The following is a 17,400-nucleotide window of genomic DNA, read 5'->3' on the forward strand; positions in this document are numbered from 1 at the left end:
TCGGGAGTTCGCCTTGTCTCAACAATCCCCCTGGCGGCGCGTTGTGCTGGCGCTGCTGGTCATGCTCGGCGGGCTGTTCGCTGCGTCAGCCAGCGCCCGGACGCCGTCCGCCGGAGCCGCCCCCCTGCCGGCCGACCGGGCATTCCAGCTCTCCGCGACGCGGGGGGATGACGACAGCATCCGCTTCGCGTGGGCGGTCGCGCCTGGCTACTACCTGTACAGGGACAAGTTCGCTTTCCAGCGCGGCGGCGCCGATCTGCCCGCGCCGGCGTTGCAGGGCGACGGCAGGACGCTGGACGACCCGACCTTCGGCGTCACCACGGTGTTCTACAACCACGCCAGAGCTGTGATTGCCGGAGTTGGCGAACGCGCCGGGACCATTGAGGTCGGCTATCAGGGCTGCCAGGAGAACGGGATTTGTTACCCGCCGGTGGTCCGCCAGATTGACCTCGCGACCCTGGCGATTTCCGCCGCGCCGCCCAGGGCGACTTCGCCGCTCGCCGGCGCCTGGGCCGCTCCCCCCGCCAGTGCGGCGCCGGGCGGCGGCATCATCGTGGACAATGGCGACGGCATGGTCAGCGGGCTGCTGAAGCAGGGCGGCGCGCTGGTTGTGTTGGGCAGCTTCATGCTGTTCGGCGTGCTGCTGGCATTCACGCCGTGTGTATTTCCCATGTACCCGATCCTGGCCGGCACCATCGCGCGCCAGGGCGAGGCGGTGACCGCATGGCGCGGGTTCTCGCTGTCGCTTGCCTATGTGCTGGCCATGGCGGCGGCGTTCGGCCTGCTTGGGGTCGCTGCGGCCTGGTCTGGCCAGAACCTGCAAATGGCCTTGCAGTCGCCGCCCGCCATCATCGCGGTGTCGGCGCTGTTCCTTGCGCTCGCTTTGTCGATGTTTGGCCTGTTCGAGATGCAATTGCCGGCCTCCTGGGTCAATGCGGTGGGCGGTCTGGGGCAGGGGCGGCGCGGTTCGCTGGCGTCGGCCGGGCTGTTGGGCTTTACCTCGGCGCTGATCGTCGGCCCTTGCGTGACCGCGCCGCTGGCGGGCGCGCTGATCTATATCGCGCAAACCGGCGACGTCGCCCTTGGCGCGGCGGCGCTGTTCGCGCTGGGGCTTGGCAAGGGCATCCCCCTTGTCGCGTTCGGCGCGCTTGGCCCCAAAGCACTGCCCAAAGCCGGGCCGTGGATGGCGTGGACGCGGCAGGGCTTTGGCTTCATCTTCATCGCCACCGCCATCTGGATGCTGTCGCGGATTATCGCGCCGGAAGCGGGGCTCGCCCTCTGGTCCGCGCTGGCGATTGGCGTGGCGGTCTGGCTCGGCGCGTTTGACGCCATCCGGCCTGATGCGGGCCGGTTTGGCCCCGGCGCCCGCGTCGCCCGGGCCGCCGGGCTCGTCGCGGCGCTCTATGGCGTCATTCTGGGCGTTGGCGCGGCGACGGGCGCCGGCGATCCGCTGCGCCCGCTCGGGCGTCTCGCGGCGGGTGGCGCTGGCGTGGCCGCGCCCCGGGAGCACCGCTTCCACGCCGTCGACACCGCAACCGCCCTGCAGGCGCGAATGGCGGCGGCCAAAGACCGGCCAAGCCTGGTTTACGTGACAGCGGACTGGTGCGTCGCCTGTTCGGTCATAGAGCGCGCCGTATTGCCAGACGCGGCCGTCCAGTCGGCGTTGGGGCAATTCAACCTGATCAAGCTCGACGTCAGCGACAACGCGCCGGAGCAGCAGGAATTGATGCAGCGCCTGCAGGTCGCTGGCCCGCCCACAATGATCTTTGTCTCTCCTGAAGGCCGGGAGACGTCCGGGACGCGGCTGGTTGGCGACGTGACGCGCGCAACATTGCTGGCCTCGGCCGGCAAGGCGGAGGGTAGCCGGTGAACGCAGTCAGCATTGGCCCGCTGGTGTTCGCGTCAGACCGGCTGGCGGCGATCCTTGGCGTGTTCGCTTTCATGATCGCGGCGGCGGTCCTCTCCCGCCGGATGGATCGCGCCATCAGCGCCTGGGCAAGCTGGGCGCTGGTCGCCGGGCTGGTCGCGGCCCGGCTGGGCCATGTCGGCCTGCACTGGCAAAGCTTCGCCGGCGAACCCTGGCGCGTCTTCGCCATCTGGCAGGGCGGTTTCGAGCCGCTCGCCGGCCTTGCGGGGGTGCTGCTGGTCAGCGCCCTGATGCTTCGCTCGTCCGTCGCCGGGCTCGGCGCGGCGGCGGCTCTTGGCATTGGCCTGTTCGTATGGGCTGGCGCCGGCGCGTTGACCAAAGCGACCCTTGGCCAGCCGGCGCCGGCAATGGCGCTCCAGCAACTGGACGGCCCGCCCATGGCGATCAGCGACGCGACCGGAAAGCCCGCCGTCGTCAATATCTGGGCGAGCTGGTGTCCGCCCTGCCGCCGGGAAATGCCGTTGCTGGCGGAGGTGGCGGCGAGCCGCGCGGACGTGACTTTCCTGTTCGTCAACCAGGGCGAGGACGCGGGCAAGATCCGCAGCTATCTGGCGCGCGACAGGCTGTCCATGAACAGGATCCTGCTCGACAGCCAGATGCAGGTGGCGCGTCATTACGGCGTCCCTGGTCTTCCGGTCACGCTGTTCCTGCGGCCGGACGGCGCGCTCGCATCAATGCATGTCGGTGAAATTTCCCGCGAGGCGCTCAACGCCGGCATTGACCGGCTTGTGAGCGCCCGATGAGCGCCGCGCCGCTCCCCGTCAACCGGCTTTCGCGCAGCCATCCCCTGGCTGCCTGCAATAACCCGCATCCCAAAGGCTATCCCATGATCCTGTCCGCCAGGAGCCGCGCGCTCCTTGCCGCCGCCGCCGTCAGCCTGGCGCTCGCCGGCTGCACCACCACCTCCAGCCCGTCGTCCCGGGGGACGCCGGCCCTGGATCCGCAACGCGCCATGGCGCAGGTGACCTATGCCGAACGGACGGATGAAAAATTTTCCGTCCCTGCGGTCGACGTCATGCAGATGGAAACGCGCAACATCCGGCGCCAGGTCGCCTATCCCACGCCCCATGCGCCGGGGACGGTGATCGTCGATACGAAAAATCGCTTCATCTATCTGGTGCAGGAAGACGGCAAGGCCATGCGTTATGGCGTTGGCGTCGGGCAGCAGGGGCTGGCGTTCAAGGGAAACGCCGATATTGGCCTGAAGCGCGAGTGGCCGAACTGGGCGCCGACCCCCAACATGATCGCCCGGCAGCCGAAACGCTACGGGCCGGTGGCTGGCGGCGTGAAGGGCGGACCGGAAAACCCGTTGGGCGCCCGCGCGCTCTATCTCTATCGCAATGGCAAGGACACCCTGTTCCGCATCCACGGCACCAATGAGCCGGAGACCATCGGCCAGGCGATGTCCTCCGGCTGCATCCGCATGATGAACCAGGACGTCATCGATCTTTACAACCGGGTTCCGGCCGGATCGAAGGTCGTCGTTCTGTAAGGCGTCAGCTGGGGGTCAGCTGGCGGCGGCTTCAGCCCGCCGCCGCCAGGCTCCCGGTTCGCTGCAAGCTGACGTCGCGAGCCAAGTTTGCGAGCCAGACTTGCTAGCCGTCTTATTGGGCGGCGTTGATCGCCTTGAGGCCGGCCATCGCGCAGCTGGCGTCGATATCGCCGGTTGGGGCGCCGCCAACGCCGACGCCGCCGACCAGGGCCTTGCCGAACTTGATGGGCAGGCCGCCGGCCTGAATGACCATGCGCGCATCCATGCTGCGCAGGCCGTCATTGGCCGGCTTGGCGGCGATAAATTCAGCGATGCCGGCGGTGTCGCGTCCCATGGCGGCGGAGGTGAAGGCCTTGCCCTGGGCGCTCGCGCCCGTGTGCGGCCCGGCGTTGTCGGCCTTCACCAGCACCTTGGTCGCGCCGTCGCGGGCAACGATGGCGACGCTGACATTGTGCCCCTCGGCGGCGCAGGCTTTCAGCGCGGCGTCCGCCGCCTTGACCGCCAGATCGAGCGGCAGATAGGGCGCCGTGGGCAGATCCTGCGCGAAGGCCGGCAGTGGGGCGAGCAGCGTGGCCGCGAGCACGAGTTGACGGATCATCATGGTCTCCTTCCCGATAACTGCAAGAAGGCTAACCCGGCCCGCGCCGGCCTGGTATTCGTAGGCCTTGCGGGCATCTCCGTAGTTCTACGGAGCATCGCGCCCGTGCAGCCACAGGCGCGTCATCTCGGCCTGCGAGGTGGTGCCCAGTTTCGCGGCGATGGCGGCGCGGTGGCTTTCCACGGTGCGCGGCGACAGGCCAAGGCCGCTGGCGATCTGGCGCGTCGTGAAGCCCCCGGCGATGTGGTCAAGCACCTCGCGTTCGCGCGGGGTCAGGGCGCCAAGCAGCGCCAGCGTTTCAGCCTGCTCTGCCTGGCGATCGAGGGCCCGCTCCAGCACCTCCTGCCCCTTCTGGATGGCCTCGATCAGATCCTGCTCATCCACGGGCTTTGACAGAAAGTCGACGGCGCCGTTGCGGAAGGCGCGCCGGCAGGCCTCGATATCGCCGTGGCCGGAAACAACAACCGTGGGCCAGTCAACGCCAAGCGCGTTGAGGCGCTCCTGCAGCTTCAGCCCTGAAATGCCCGGCATGCGGATATCCAGCACCAGGCACCCAGGCTTCAATCCCGGCAGCCGGGCCAGAAACGCCTGCGGATCGGCGAAGCACACGGTGTCGATATCGACGGTGGACAGGAGCAGGGCCAGCGCCTGGCGCACCGCCTCATCATCGTCGACCAGATAAACCGGATGCTTCATGGCGCGCGCTCCGCAAAACCCTGACGTTGGGGAAGCACGACCCGGAAGGTCGCGCCTGGGCCAGCTTCGGCCAGACTGATGTCCCCGCCCGCGCGCTCCACAAGGCGCTGGCTCAAGGCAAGGCCGAGCCCGGTTCCGTTGGGCCGGGTCGTGGTGAACGGCGTGAACAGCCGCCGCCGCAATTCTTCAGGAACGCCAGGGCCGTTGTCGGCGATGTCCAGCACCGTCCGCCCTGCGTCCTGCCGCAACGTAATGGTCACTTGGCCCGCACCGTCATTGGCGGACGTTGCCTCAATGGCGTTGCGCGCCAGATTGAAAACCACCTGCTCCATTTCAACGCTGTCGGCGGCGACCAGGACGGGGTCATCCGGCATGTGGAGCGCCAGCCGCGTTCCGCAGGATGCGGCCTGCGGGGCCAGAAGCGCGCGCACATTGCCGATGACATCGCGCAGATCGCAGACGGACCCGGGCGCCTGCTGCGGCCGCGACCAGTTGCGGAAACGCTCCAGCATCGCGGCCGCCCGGCGCGCCTGCTTCACGGTGTCGTCAAGCACCGTTGTGAGACGCGCCGGATCGCCCCTGTCCACCAGGCGCCGCCCGGCCTGGGCCTGGGCGAGGATGGCGGTCAGCGGCTGGGTCAATTCGTGGGCGAGCCCGCTGGCCATTTCACCCAATGCATTGACGCGCGAGGCATGGGCGAGGCGGGAGTCCAGGGCGCTGATCCGCGCCTGCTCCATGGCCGCGCCGGCCCGCGCCCGCTGCCGCAGCATTGATATGGCAGCCACATAGGCGAGGCCCACGGCGGCGAGCGTGAAGCCGGTCAGCGCCGGCGGGAAAATGTCGGCCAGCCGGATTTGCATGCCGGTTTCCAGCACAAGCGGCTGGGATGCGCTGTCCAGGGTCCGGGAGACGCGGATGGATTTCTGCGCCTGGCCTGGATCGAGCAGGGCATGGCCGTCTGGCAAGGCAAGGTTGAGCGAAACGCCGGGGCGCGACCAGTACGGACTGGCTCCGTCCAGCAGTCTGGTTGCGTCAATGCCAAGCATCAGCCCATAACGCGCCGCCGCGGAATTGGGGCTGCGCTTGACCATGATGTAGTGGTTGGCGCGCGTCGGGTGAGGCAGCAGGGTGATTTTGCCATCCGGGATTTGGGCCGCCGCGCGAACCTGCTCTACCGTGCGCGGATCGGCGGGCGTTGTGCCGATAGCCTCCTGGCCAATGGTTTGTCCGCCGGTGATTTCCCCCTTGGGGTCGAGCGGGACGAGCTGCACCTCGTCAATGCGCGGATAGAAGCGTGTGATGGTCGCGGCGACATCCAGAAACAGGTCGCGCCTGTCATGCGCGGCCGCCGCGGCGATGGCGGACAGCGCCGTCAGGTGTGCGTCGTGCTGGTCGGCGCGTTGGGACGCCAGCCGGAGCAGGCTGGCGCTTTCGTGTTCGAGCGCGCTCACCAGCGCATGACGCTGGAAAATCGGGAGCGCGCCGGCCGCCGCGATCAACAGGCAGCACCCGAACAGGATCAGCCTGAGCGGGCTTTCCAGGAATGGGCGCCTGTCGGGCGTCATTTCAGCATGCCTGCCATCCACCGGCGCAACGCCTCACGATGAGGTCCGCTCTGGAAAGCGGCCCCGGATTGCCGGGCAATCTGGCGCCGCAAGCCCGGCCTGCCGGACCTTTCAGCCATCAGGCGGGAGATTGCGCAAGACGTTGCCGCATCCACGCCCCGGTCTCGTCGATGGCCGCCAGCGCCGACGGCAGGTAGAAGTGGAACAGCGGCCATGCGTGCGGCATGCCCTCCGCCACATGCAGGCGCACGTCAATGCCGGTCATCGCCGCGTTGTTGGCGAATGTGATGGAATCGGACAGCAGCACTTCCTCGCTGCCGACATGAATGAGCATGGGCGGCAGGCCTGTGAGGTCAGCCCGCACCGGCGACGTGACGTGGTCATCCGCTTTGCCGCCAAGATACGCCATGGCGACGCCAACGATGCCCTCCCGGGTAATCATCGGATCCCGCTTGCCGACGCGCGCGTATGATTCCGCCGTGGTCTGCATGTCGAGCCACGCGCTGAGCAGATAGGCGCCAGCGGGCTGCGGCAGGGCCCGGTCCTTCAATGTCACCAGCAACGCGGCGGTGAGATTGCCGCCGGCGGATTCGCCGCCAACAATCAGGTTCTCCGGCCTGACGCCCTGCCCGAGAATATATTGATAGGCCTTCAGCGCGTCCTCGACCGCCGCCGGATAGGGGTGCTCGGGCGCGAGACGGTAGTCGATATGATACGCGGTGACATTGGCCGCCGTCGCCAGGCGAGAGACATAGTGGCGATGGCTTTTGATGCTTCCGAATATGTGGCCGCCGCCATGCAGGTAGAGCAGGACCCTGTCGCCCGGCGCGCCAGCGGGGGTGATCTTCTCGACCGGGAGCCCGGAGAGCTCAAAGTTTTCGACCGTACAGCCCGGGGCCACGGGCACGGCGCCCATCTCGGCGTCAAACGACGCCCGTGTTTCCTCAAGCGACATCTGCGCCCGCTTTTCCAGGCGGGCTTCGCACATTTGCCAGAATGCTTCGAGTTCGGGCGTTCTTTGCGCCATCAATATGCCTCCCGTGGGTCTTCGTTGCATGGTGAGTTTCAGCGGATCCCACGGGAAATCAAGCCGCCACGGCCAACAACCACGGGGCTGACCAGGCGCCATGCCCCGGCAGGAGGGGCGCGCGGCAGGCTGGGGGTTGCGCGCGTAAAGCCGCTTCTCATCGCCGCGCAGATGTCTATGCTCGCCGGCGCAATCCGGATGGCGGCCCCCAGTGGCCCCGGAACCAAAAGAGGAAACGTCAGATGACCGAAGCCTGGATTATCGACGCCTGCCGCACGCCGCGCGGCATTGGCAAATACCCCAAGGGCGCCCTGTCGGAAATTCATCCCCAGCACCTCGGCGCGACCGTGCTCAGGGCGCTGGTTGATCGCAATGGCTTCAACACCGCTGACGTCGATGACGTTATCTGGGGCACCAGCGCCCAGGTCGGTCCGCAGGGCGGCGATCTTGGCCGCATGACGGCGCTGACGGCTGGTTATGATATCACCAGCAGCGGCGTCACCCTCGACCGCTTCTGCGGCTCCGGCATCACCGCAGTCAATTTCGCCGCCGCCAGCGTGATGTCGGGGATGGCCGATCTCGTCGTGGCCGGCGGCTGCGAGATGATGTCGATGCCGCTGCGCCGTGGGCCGAACGACGGCCCGCCGGTCATGGACCGCGGCAACCTTGAACTGCGGGCCATGCATCCGCAGTCCAACCAGGGCGTCTGCGCCGACGCCATCGCCAGCCTCGAAGGCATCACCCGCGAGGACACCGAGCGTCTGGCGCTGGAAAGCCAGCGCCGCGCTGACGTGGCCATCCGCGAGGGGCGTTTCAACCGCAGCGTGGTTCCGGTTTACCGTCAGGATGGAACGGTCGCTCTGGATCACGAGGAGTTCCCCCGGCCAAACACCACGCTTGAAGGGCTCGCCGCGCTGAAGCCGTCGTTCGAGGCGCTGGCCGACATGGCCATTGATGACAGCGGCGCCACCTATCGCAGCCTGATCCTGCAGAAGTATCCCGGGCTGAACATCGTGCCGATCCACCACCCCGGCAATTCGTCCGGCGTGGTTGACGGCGCCGCCGCGCTGCTGCTCGCCAGCCCGGAGTATGCGAAGGCGCATGGCCTGAAGCCGCGGGCGCGCGTTGTGGCCATGGCCAACCAGGGCGACGATCCGACGCTGATGCTGAACGCGCCGGTTCCCGCGGCGCGCCGGGTGCTGAAGAAAGCCGGGCTGACGGTCGATGACATCGACCTGTTCGAGATCAACGAAGCTTTCGCCGTGGTCGCCGAGAAGTTCATCCGCGACCTGAAGCTTGATCGCGACAAGGTCAATGTCAACGGCGGCGCCATGGCGCTGGGCCATCCGATCGGCGCCACCGGCGCGATGCTGATTGGCACGGTGCTGGACGAGCTGGAGCGGCGCGACCAGAAGCGCGGCCTCGTGACCATGTGCGCCGGCGGCGGCATGGCCCCGGCGATCATCATCGAGCGCATCTGAGCGCATCAGCTCCCGCCGACATCCGTGAATGCGCCCGGTCATCCCGACCGGGCGCATTCGTCGTTCTGGGGTCCGTCGCGGCCAGAGAGCCTCATCCACCAGGAAAGCGTCCGATGGCTCATGATGGGCGCAGCCCGGCGAGGGCAGGGCGTTTTCGTCCCCGGTGAGCGCCGCGCGCATCAATGGCGAACCGATGGAGCCGCGCGCTGGATGAAGGGCGCGCGGCCAGCGTCCGGGCAATTTTGAATAGTTCTATATTATTGTTTTTAATTGTAAATTTCTTTCATCAGTGTATCCCGGGCCTGTCGTAAAGGCGAGTGAGGCTGATGCAACCAATCCGGGGCGCTGGCGCGATTGCGCCTGGCCTGAACCTGTTTTCGAGACAATTGCAGCTGTCCGCCGGCGCCCTCGACATAGCGCCGGGCGCGCAGACTGTCGGCCCCATGCGGCGGGGCCTGAAGATCGGCGTTGTGCTGGATGGCGGCATATCGCTGACGCTTGATGACCAGCCGACGCTGCAGATTCGCGGCGCCGCGCTGTTTATCGCCGCCAACGCCGGCAACCGGGTTCAGCAGCGGGCGGGTTTGTCCGAAGGCGTCATGCGCTACGCACTGACGCAATTCGCCCCCGACTTTGTCGTTGACGAATTTGGCGGGCAGGCTGCTGACCTGCTGGAGGCAGCGGGGCCCGACGCGGCGCGCGTCTGGGTGCGCCCCGCCGGCCCCGCCGTGCGCTCTGTCGCCCTGCAGATGGTCGAATGTCCGGTGTCGGCGCCGCTGCGCCGGCTCTATCTCGCCGGCAAGGCGCTGGAACTGGCGACGCTGGCGCTTGACGAGCTGCGGCAGGGCGAGGCTGGAGGGCGGTCGCGTTTGCCGCGACGCACCCGCGAACAGGTGCTGGCGGCGCGGGAGATGTTGCTGGCCGACATGCGGCAGCCGCCTGGCCTGACGGAACTGGCCCATGCCTGTGGGCTCAATCCGACCCGGCTGACCTCGGCGTTCCGGACGGAATTCGGCATGAGCGTGTTCGCTTACCTTCAGGAGCAGAGGCTGTTGCAGGCCCACGAGATGATCGCGTCAGGCGCGCTGGGCGTCGCCTCCGCCGCCTTCCATGTGGGGTATACGCCAGCCTATTTTTCGGTGCTGTTCCAGAAACGCTTTGGAATATCTCCCGGCAAGTTGCGGTAAATCCGGGCATGTTCCCTGTACTCTGGATTCATTTGAAATTCTGTCAAAAGAAATACTGCCGGAATCGAAAGTCGATCGCATTGCCCGCATTTGCGCGACCATGAGACAAGCCCGCCGGACAGAAGGCCGCGCCAGCGGCGCGCAAGGGTAGGGTCATGGCACGAGCAATCCTGGACAATCGCAGCGCCCTGATGACAGGCGCCGCGCTTGCGGCGATCGTCGCGGGCTGGTCGGGCGCCGCGTTCGCGCAACAGGACGCCGCGATCAATCTCGACACCATCAGCGTTCAGGGTGAGAGCGCGACCGGGCCGGTGAATGGCTATGTGGCCCGCCGCAGCAGCACCGCGACCAAAACCGACGCGTCCATCATGGAAACGCCGCAATCCGTTACCGTGGTGACGCGCCAGCAGATGGATGACCAGGCGGCGCAGACCGTGGGCCAGGCCCTGCGCTATACGGCGGGCGTTCTCGGCGAAACCAGGCTGTCCGCCGGCCGCTACGACAGCGTGTTCGTGCGCGGGTTCGGCGGCTCGGGCAGCGGCGCCGGCTATGTGGGCTATCTGGACGGGCTCCGCTATCTGCGGGGCGTCAACTACCTGGCGCCCGCCTACGATCCCTGGGGGCTTGAGCGCGTTGAGGTTCTGCGCGGGCCGGCTTCAGTGATCTTCGGGCAGGTCAAGCCAGGCGGCATTGTCAACATGGTCAGCAAGCGCCCGCGCGACGTCGCCCATGGCGAAGTCCAGTTGCAGACCGGCAGCTATGGGCGCGCCCAGGCGGCGTTTGACATTGGCGGCCCCGTCAACCCGGACAAGACCCTGCTTTACCGGGTGGTTGGTCTTGGCCGCGCGGCCGACACCCAGGTCGACCATACCCGCGAGGAGCGCATCTTCATCGCGCCGTCGCTGACGTGGCGGCCCAATGACGCCACCAGCCTGACCATCCTGGCCTCCTATCAGCGCGACCCGGAAACCGGGTTTTATGGCTTCATCCCCGCGGTCGGGACGGTTCTGCCAAGCCGGGCCGGCCGCATTCGCAGCAACTTCTTCCCCGGCGAGCCGAATTTCGAGGGCTACAGCCGCAACCAGGCCAATATCGGCTACGAATTCTCGCACAAGTTCAACGACGTCTTCACCTTCCGCCAGAACGTGCGCGTCTCGGACCTCGAGTCCAACTTCCGCACCGTGGCGGTGGCCGGCATTGGCGCGGACCAGAAAACCCTGAGCCGCCGCGTCACGGCGTTTGATGAAAAGGCGCAGACGGCGACTGTCGACAACCAGTTGCAGGCGGACTTCACAACTGGCCCGCTGACCCACAAGCTGCTGCTGGGCGCGGACGCCGCATGGACCGACGGCTGGTCCAACGGCGGCTTCCCGGGCGTGGTGCAGACGCTTGATTTCACCAATCCCATCTATGGCCGGCGGCCGTTCTCCCTGTCCCCAAAAACCCTGACAACGCAGACCACGAGTCAGTATGGCGTCTATGCCCAGGACCAGATCAGGCTGGGCCGGCTCATGTTGCTGGTTGGCGGCCGTTTCGACTGGGCTGAATCAAGCACCCGCGACCATGCCAAAAATACCATCACCCGGCAGAACGACACGGCGCCGACCGGCCGCGTGGCGCTGATGTACAATTTCGACAACGGCTTCGCGCCTTATGTGAGCTACGCGACATCATTCGAGCCACTGGCGGGCGTCAGCTACGGGGGGCAGGCGTTCAAGCCGACGGAAGGGGAGCAGTACGAAGCGGGCTTCAAATTCGAGCCGCCTGGCTCCGGCCTCTTCCTTCAGGCCGCCGTGTACCAGATCCGCCAGACCAATGTGGCGACCACCGATACGGCTCATCCCGGCTTCCAGATCCAGACCGGGGAGATCCGGGCGCGCGGGGTCGAGCTGGAGGCCCGCGCCACGGTGCTCAGGAACCTCGATCTGGTCGCGGCCTATGCCTATACGGACGCCGAGGTGACAAAGAGCGCCGGCGTCGACCTGCACAAGCGTCCGCCTGTCGCGCCGCGCCATATCGCATCGCTGTGGGCGCACTATACCTTTGACACTGGCGCGCTGGCCGGCCTTGGCCTTGGCGTGGGCGTCCGTTACGTGAGCAAGGGCGCGGGGGATGCGGGCAACACGTTCTGGACGCCAGCCTATACGCTGGCAGAAGCGGCCATCAGCTACGATTTCGGCGTGGCGCGGCCGGCGCTGAAGGGCTGGAAGGTGCAGGTCAACGCCCACAACCTGTTCGACAAGGAATATATTTCCGGCTGCTACTCCACCACAGGTTGTTCCTTCGGGCTGCGCCGCACGGTGCTGGCGACGTTGTCTTACAAATGGTGACAGCGCGCGGCGCAGGGGCTCCGTTCGTCCTGCCGGGCTCCAGGGAATTCGCCTGCGCCGCGCGGGACGGCGCGGCGTACAGCCTGCTGATCCACATTCCTGAAGCGCCGCCGCCGCCGGCCGGGTTCCCGGTCATCGCGCTGGTCGACGGGCGGGCGCTGTTCGCCGCCGCCGTGATGGCGATGCGTTTGCAGTCGGGTCGTCCTGGCGTCACGGGCGTCGGGCCGGCCGTGATTGTTGGCGTCGGCTATCCGGGCGAAGCCCTGTTTGACGTTGGGCGCCGGGCCGGCGACCTGTTGCCGGCGGACGGTGGGGCGGACCGCTTCCTCGCCACGTTGCTTGATGAAATCCTGCCATGGGTCGGGGGCCTGGCGCCGCTGGATGCGACGCAGCGCGCCCTCGTGGGCCACTCCTATGGCGGCCTGTTTGTCCTGCACGCCCTGTTCGCCAGGCCATCCGCCTTCGCCGCCTTCATTGCCGGCAGCCCGTCCATCTGGCGCGCCGCCGGTTCCTTGCGCGCGGCGGAAACGGCCTTCATCCCGCCGCCGGATGGCGCACGCCCACGCCTGCTGGTCACGGTGGGCGGCGACGAGCAGGAGCGCCATGCGGACGACAGCCCGGAGCGCGCCGCGCGTCGCGCCATGGCGCGCATGCGCGACAACGCCGCTGAACTGACGCAACGCCTGTCCGCGTGTGGGGCGGCGACGTGCACGTTCACGGTCTTTCCGGATGAGAACCATATATCGGTGATACCGGCGATGCTGTCGCGGGCGGTTGCCTTTGCCCTTGGCCAGGCCGGGGTAACTGAAGGATGTCGCCCATGACCCGAAGGCTTTCCCGCCGGTCATTTGTGCTGGGGGCGCTGGCGGCGCCGGCCGTGGCGCGCGCCGCCATGGCGCGGGTGGGCGCCGTCAGCGCCACCGACGCGCTCGGGCGCACCGTGACCCTGCCAGCGCCGGCAAGGCGGATCGTTCTGGCCCAGGGCCGGCAGCTGAATGCCCTCGGCTTCATCCACCCGGATCCCGTTTCGATCCTTGCCGGCTGGGGCTCTGATTTCGTGCGTCAGGTTCCGGACGCCTACCTGCGCTACAAGGCGCGGTTCCCGGCGATCGCCAATGTCCCTGTCGTTGGCGATGGGGCGACGCCGGGCGGGTTTTCGCTGGAGCGCGTCGTGGCGCTGGCGCCGGACCTGGTGCTGGCGCCGCGCGGCGGGGCCAACGCCGGGGCCGGGCCGGGGGACCTGGTCGCCCGGCTGGAGGCGGCGGGCGTGCCTGTCGCCGTGGTGGATTTTTTCAGCCAGCCGCTTGCCGACACGGTTCCCAGCCTGAGGGCCATTGGCCGTCTGACAGGGCAGGACGAACAGACGGAGCGGTTTATCGGCTTCTACGAAGCACGGCTGCAACGGGTCGCCGGCATGGTCGCCGGGGCGCGGCGACCGCGCGTCTTCATGCATGTCCATGCGGGCGGTACGGAATGCTGCTCCTCGCCTGGGCGGGGCACGCTCAATGATTTCATCCAGGCGGCCGGAGGCGACAATGTCGCCAGCGCGCTGCTGCCGGGCGCCTCAGGGCAGGTCAGCCTTGAACAGTTGCTGGTCGCCAATCCGGACTGTTACGTGGCGACCGGCGGCCGCCATCTGGAGAAAAGCGGCGGCCTGGTTCTGGGGCTCGGCGTCGGTGGCGCGGTTGCGGAGCAGAGTTTCGCCAGGCTGCTGGCGACGCCGGGCATCACTGCGCTCGAAGCTGTTTCCGGGCGCCGGGCGTTCGGCCTCTGGCACCTGTTCAACGACACGCCATTGCACGTGGTTGCCATAGAACGCCTTGCGGGATGGCTGCATCCGGAGCGATGTGCGGATCTTGACCCGGCCGCGACCCTGGCCGGGGCTGCGGCGTTTTCAGCGATACCTCTGGATGGCGCGCTCTGGATCGGGCCGGAGCGGTCATGAACGCGAGCGGAGCCGACGGTCTGAGCGGCGAGGGCGCGCGCGTTCTGGCGCTGTACGGCGCCCGGCTGCGCCGGCGGGCGCTGCTTGTCGCCGGGCTTGGCGCCCTTGCCCTTGCCGGCCTGCTGCTCGACATGATGACGGGCCCAGCCGGCCTGAGCGCGGCGCAGATCTGGGCGGCGCTGACGTTTGGCGACGCCGGGCGGGCCGTTCAGGTCATTGTCTGGCAGGTGCGGTTGCCCGTGGCGCTGATGGCGGTGTGCGTTGGCGCGGCGCTTTCCCTCGCGGGCGCCGAGATGCAGACCATTCTCGACAATCCGCTGGCCAGCCCGTTCACGCTTGGGGTCTCCGCCGCGGCGTCCTTCGGCGCGGCGCTGGCCATCATTCTGGGCCTTGGGCTGGGTTTCGTCCCGGCTGGCGTTGCAGTTTCGGTCAACGCCTTCCTGTTCGCATTTGGCTCCGTGCTGCTGTTGCAGGCGCTGGCCCGCCGCGCCGGCGGCGGCCAGGAGGTGCTGGTGCTGTGCGGCATCGCTTTGGTGTTCACCTTCAACGCCCTGCTGGCGCTTGTGCAATTCCTGGGCACGGCGGACGCCCTGCAGCAGTTCGTGTTCTGGAGCATGGGCAGTCTCGGGCGGGCGGACCTGCGCACCGTTCTGGCCATGGGCGCGGTGCTCGTCGTGACGCTGCCGTTCTCCCTCGCCGCGTCGTGGCGCATGACGGCGCTGAGGCTCGGGAGCGAGCGGGCGGCCAGTTTCGGGATCAATGTTGGGCGCCTGCGTTTTCTGTCGTTGCTGCGCGCCAGCCTGCTGGCGTCCACGGCGGTTGCTTTCGTTGGCGTGATCGGCTTTGTCGGCCTGGTCGGTCCGCACGTCGCGCGGATGCTGATTGGCGAGGATCACAGGTTTTTCTTGCCGGCCAGCGCGCTCACCGGCGCGGTCGTCATGTCCTTTGCCTCCGTCGCCAGCAAAATGGTGACGCCAGGGGTGGTGTTGCCAGTTGGGCTGGTGACCTCGCTGATCGGCCTGCCGGTGTTCCTCGCCCTGATCCTGCGCCGGAGGCAGACGTGAATTCGCAGGCCGCAGCGTTCAGCATCACCGGCGTCAGCATCGGCTATCCGGGCCGCCCGGTGATCGACCAGCTGAGCCTGGCGCCTCTGCCGCCGGCCAGCGTCACCACGCTTGTCGGCCCGAACGCGGCGGGCAAGTCGACGTTGCTGCGCGGCGTCGCCGGCTTGCTGCCGGCCCGTGGCGTGATCCGGCTTGGCGACCTCGCGCTGTCGGGCGCGACGGGCGGCGCCTGGGCGCGGCGCGTTGGCTTCATGCCGCAAAGCTTGCCGGCCGGCGCGCGGTTGCTGGCGCTGGAAACGGTGGTCGCGGCGCTCGCCGCCAGCCCGCCGGAGGACGGTTTACCCCTGTCACAGCCGGCGCTGCGCGCCCGCGCCATGGCGACCCTGGAGCGTCTTGGCGTCGGGGCGCTGGCGCTGGAGCCGCTCGATGCGCTGTCCGGCGGCCAGCGGCAGCTCATTGCCCTTGCCCAGGCGATCGTCCGCAGCCCGGCGGCCCTGCTGCTCGATGAGCCGACCAGCGCGCTGGACCTGCGCCACCAGGAGCAGGTGATGCGGGTGGCGCGCGACCTGGCGAACACCGGGATGATCGTGATTGTGGTGCTGCATGATCTGGCCATGGCCGCCCGTTGGGGGAGCCATATGGTCATGCTCAGCCAGGGCAAGCTCGCCGCCGAGGGGGCGCCAGATCAGGTGTTGACGCCGGCTCTGCTGGCGCAGGTCTATGGCGTCGACGCCCGGGTGGAGCGCTGCTCGGCCGGGCGACTGCAGATCATGGTCGATGGCGTCATCGATCAGGATTTTCCGCGCTCCGGGATGGCGGGCCGGCCGCGGCCGCCCTCCTGACGCAAGTTTTCCATGGCGCGTCACCGCCCGGTCACGGGCCGGCCGCGCCCAGTCCGGCCCCTGTTGAGGATGCCTCATGTTCACCACGCGCGGCCACGTTCCTGTTTCGGGCCCATCCAGACTGCTGGAGCGACTTTGCGCGCATCTGGCTGACCACGACATTGGCGTCGTTTTGGCGAATGATGCGGCGCAGATCGTTCTCGGCGCGGCGCATGGGGATGTCCGCGTCGCCGGCGCGGGGCTGGAGGCAACGGTATCCGCGCCGGACCTTGGCGCCTTGCGCGCCCTGCGCGCGGCGATCGCCAGCCATGTGCGGGAGTTCGCGCCGCCCGGCGCGGAGGCCGTGATGATCTGGGACGGTGATGGCGCCGGAGAGGCGCCGCCGCCGGACTTCCGTCTGCTGACGGTGATGGGGATCGAGGCGCTGACCCCGCATATGCGCCGCATCCACTTTCACGGCGAGGGACTGGAGCATTTCGATACGCTGGAGGCGCTGCATGTGCGGCTGTTCATCCCGCCGCCAGGCGTCCGCGCGCCCGCCTGGCCGTTGATGGATGAAAATGGACGCCTGGTGGAGCAGCCCGCCGATCGCCGGCCCGCCATTCGCAAATACACCATCCGCAGCATCGACGCTGGCGCCGGCGATCTCGCCATCGATTTCGTCCTGCATGACGAGGCCGGGCCAGGCGCCGCTTTCGCGGCCAGGGCGCGCGCCGGCGATGTGATCGGCGTTGCCGGGCCGGGTGGGCGCGGCCTGCGTCGGGCGGAGCGATATGTGTTTCTGGCAGATGAAACCGGACTGCCCGCCGTTGCCCGCATGCTGGAGGCGTTGCCGGACGATGCGTCAGGCCTGGTGATGGCGGAAGTGGCGGACGCCGCCGGCATCCAGCCATTGAAGGCGCCGGCGGGCGTCGCGGTGACATGGCTCTGTCGCGACGGGCAGGGGGGCTCCCCTCTGGTGGATGCATTCGAAACGCTTGCCTGGCCGGAGGATGGGCCAGACGTCTATCTGTGGGCGGCGTGTGAATATGGGGCAGCCCGCCTGATCCGCTCCCGGGCCCGGGAGCGCTTGCGCGCCAGACGGGATCAACATCTCATCGTGAGCTACTGGCGCGACGGCATGGCCGAGGAGCAGCACGCCAGCCACAAGCTGCAGGAGCTGGGGCGGGAACAGCAGCTCGCCGCTGCTGACGCCATCCCGTCTCCTGCGCCAGCCCGCGCCTGAAGCCGCCGGACACGGATGAGC

The 17,400-nt window shown here is 68.1% G+C and carries 15 protein-coding genes; 11 read left to right on the forward strand and 4 right to left on the reverse strand.

Annotation, left to right across the window (positions count from 1 at the left end; translation table 11 throughout):
• The first annotated feature begins 13 nt into the window (after positions 1–13).
• Genes dsbD through ACERNI_RS09890 form a run of 3 tightly spaced genes read left to right on the forward strand, consistent with a single transcriptional unit; the run spans position 14 to position 3,419 of the window.
• The gene (gene dsbD, locus ACERNI_RS09880) at positions 14–1,870 is read left to right on the forward strand and encodes a protein-disulfide reductase DsbD (protein WP_448833118.1); all 1,857 of its coding nucleotides are present in this window, start codon (positions 14–16) and stop codon (positions 1,868–1,870) included.
• Entirely contained in the window at positions 1,867–2,670 is an 804-nt protein-coding gene (locus ACERNI_RS09885) for a prolipoprotein diacylglyceryl transferase family protein (RefSeq protein ID WP_448833119.1), read from the forward strand. Before dsbD ends, ACERNI_RS09885 begins: the two co-directional genes overlap by 4 nt.
• Positions 2,667–3,419, forward strand: coding sequence for a L,D-transpeptidase (locus tag ACERNI_RS09890; protein WP_448833120.1), 753 nt, complete (start codon positions 2,667–2,669; stop codon positions 3,417–3,419). Before ACERNI_RS09885 ends, ACERNI_RS09890 begins: the two co-directional genes overlap by 4 nt.
• A 112-nt stretch (positions 3,420–3,531) precedes the next feature.
• Here ACERNI_RS09890 and ACERNI_RS09895 read toward each other — a convergent pair whose 3' ends face one another.
• The 4 genes from ACERNI_RS09895 to ACERNI_RS09910 form a co-directional block, all read right to left on the reverse strand.
• The gene (locus tag ACERNI_RS09895) at positions 3,532–4,017 is read right to left on the reverse strand and encodes a GlcG/HbpS family heme-binding protein (protein ID WP_448833155.1); all 486 of its coding nucleotides are present in this window, start codon (positions 4,015–4,017) and stop codon (positions 3,532–3,534) included.
• A gap of 87 nt (positions 4,018–4,104) precedes the next feature.
• Positions 4,105–4,713, reverse strand: a complete 609-nt coding sequence (locus ACERNI_RS09900) for a response regulator transcription factor (protein ID WP_448833121.1) — start codon at positions 4,711–4,713, stop codon at positions 4,105–4,107.
• Positions 4,710–6,278: a sensor histidine kinase gene (locus ACERNI_RS09905; protein WP_448833122.1), complete on the reverse strand. Its 1,569-nt coding sequence runs from the start codon at positions 6,276–6,278 to the stop codon at positions 4,710–4,712. Before ACERNI_RS09905 ends, ACERNI_RS09900 begins: the two co-directional genes overlap by 4 nt.
• Before the next feature lie 118 nt (positions 6,279–6,396).
• Positions 6,397–7,305 carry an alpha/beta hydrolase gene (locus tag ACERNI_RS09910; protein WP_448833123.1) on the reverse strand — a complete coding sequence of 303 codons (909 nt, stop codon included), beginning with the start codon at positions 7,303–7,305 and terminating at the stop codon, positions 6,397–6,399.
• A 242-nt stretch (positions 7,306–7,547) separates the two neighbouring features.
• On the opposite strand from ACERNI_RS09910, the gene ACERNI_RS09915 reads away from it, so the two are divergent.
• The 8 genes from ACERNI_RS09915 to ACERNI_RS09950 all read left to right on the forward strand — a co-directional run bounded on the left by ACERNI_RS09915 (position 7,548) and on the right by ACERNI_RS09950 (position 17,379).
• Positions 7,548–8,786, forward strand: coding sequence for an acetyl-CoA C-acetyltransferase (locus ACERNI_RS09915; RefSeq protein WP_448833124.1), 1,239 nt, complete (start codon positions 7,548–7,550; stop codon positions 8,784–8,786).
• A 326-nt stretch (positions 8,787–9,112) separates the two neighbouring features.
• Positions 9,113–9,973: a helix-turn-helix transcriptional regulator gene (locus tag ACERNI_RS09920; RefSeq protein ID WP_448833125.1), complete on the forward strand. Its 861-nt coding sequence runs from the start codon at positions 9,113–9,115 to the stop codon at positions 9,971–9,973.
• A 155-nt stretch (positions 9,974–10,128) separates the two neighbouring features.
• Positions 10,129–12,303: a TonB-dependent siderophore receptor gene (locus ACERNI_RS09925; RefSeq protein ID WP_448833126.1), complete on the forward strand. Its 2,175-nt coding sequence runs from the start codon at positions 10,129–10,131 to the stop codon at positions 12,301–12,303.
• The gene (locus tag ACERNI_RS09930) at positions 12,297–13,127 is read left to right on the forward strand and encodes an alpha/beta hydrolase (RefSeq protein WP_448833127.1); all 831 of its coding nucleotides are present in this window, start codon (positions 12,297–12,299) and stop codon (positions 13,125–13,127) included. Before ACERNI_RS09925 ends, ACERNI_RS09930 begins: the two co-directional genes overlap by 7 nt.
• A complete protein-coding gene (locus ACERNI_RS09935) occupies positions 13,124–14,248 on the forward strand; it encodes an ABC transporter substrate-binding protein (protein ID WP_448833128.1) in 1,125 nt (374 codons plus the stop codon). The genes ACERNI_RS09930 and ACERNI_RS09935 overlap by 4 nt, the downstream gene beginning before the upstream one ends.
• Positions 14,245–15,312 (forward strand): FecCD family ABC transporter permease, encoded by a 1,068-nt coding sequence (locus tag ACERNI_RS09940; RefSeq protein WP_448833129.1) that lies wholly within the window; start codon positions 14,245–14,247, stop codon positions 15,310–15,312. Before ACERNI_RS09935 ends, ACERNI_RS09940 begins: the two co-directional genes overlap by 4 nt.
• Complete coding sequence (locus ACERNI_RS09945; RefSeq protein ID WP_448833130.1) at positions 15,309–16,154, forward strand: ABC transporter ATP-binding protein; 846 nt, start codon at positions 15,309–15,311, stop codon at positions 16,152–16,154. The genes ACERNI_RS09940 and ACERNI_RS09945 overlap by 4 nt, the downstream gene beginning before the upstream one ends.
• A gap of 76 nt (positions 16,155–16,230) precedes the next feature.
• Complete coding sequence (locus tag ACERNI_RS09950; RefSeq protein ID WP_448833131.1) at positions 16,231–17,379, forward strand: DUF2218 domain-containing protein; 1,149 nt, start codon at positions 16,231–16,233, stop codon at positions 17,377–17,379.
• Positions 17,380–17,400 lie beyond the last annotated feature (21 nt).

It is taken from the genome of Camelimonas sp. ID_303_24 (assembly GCF_053543495.1).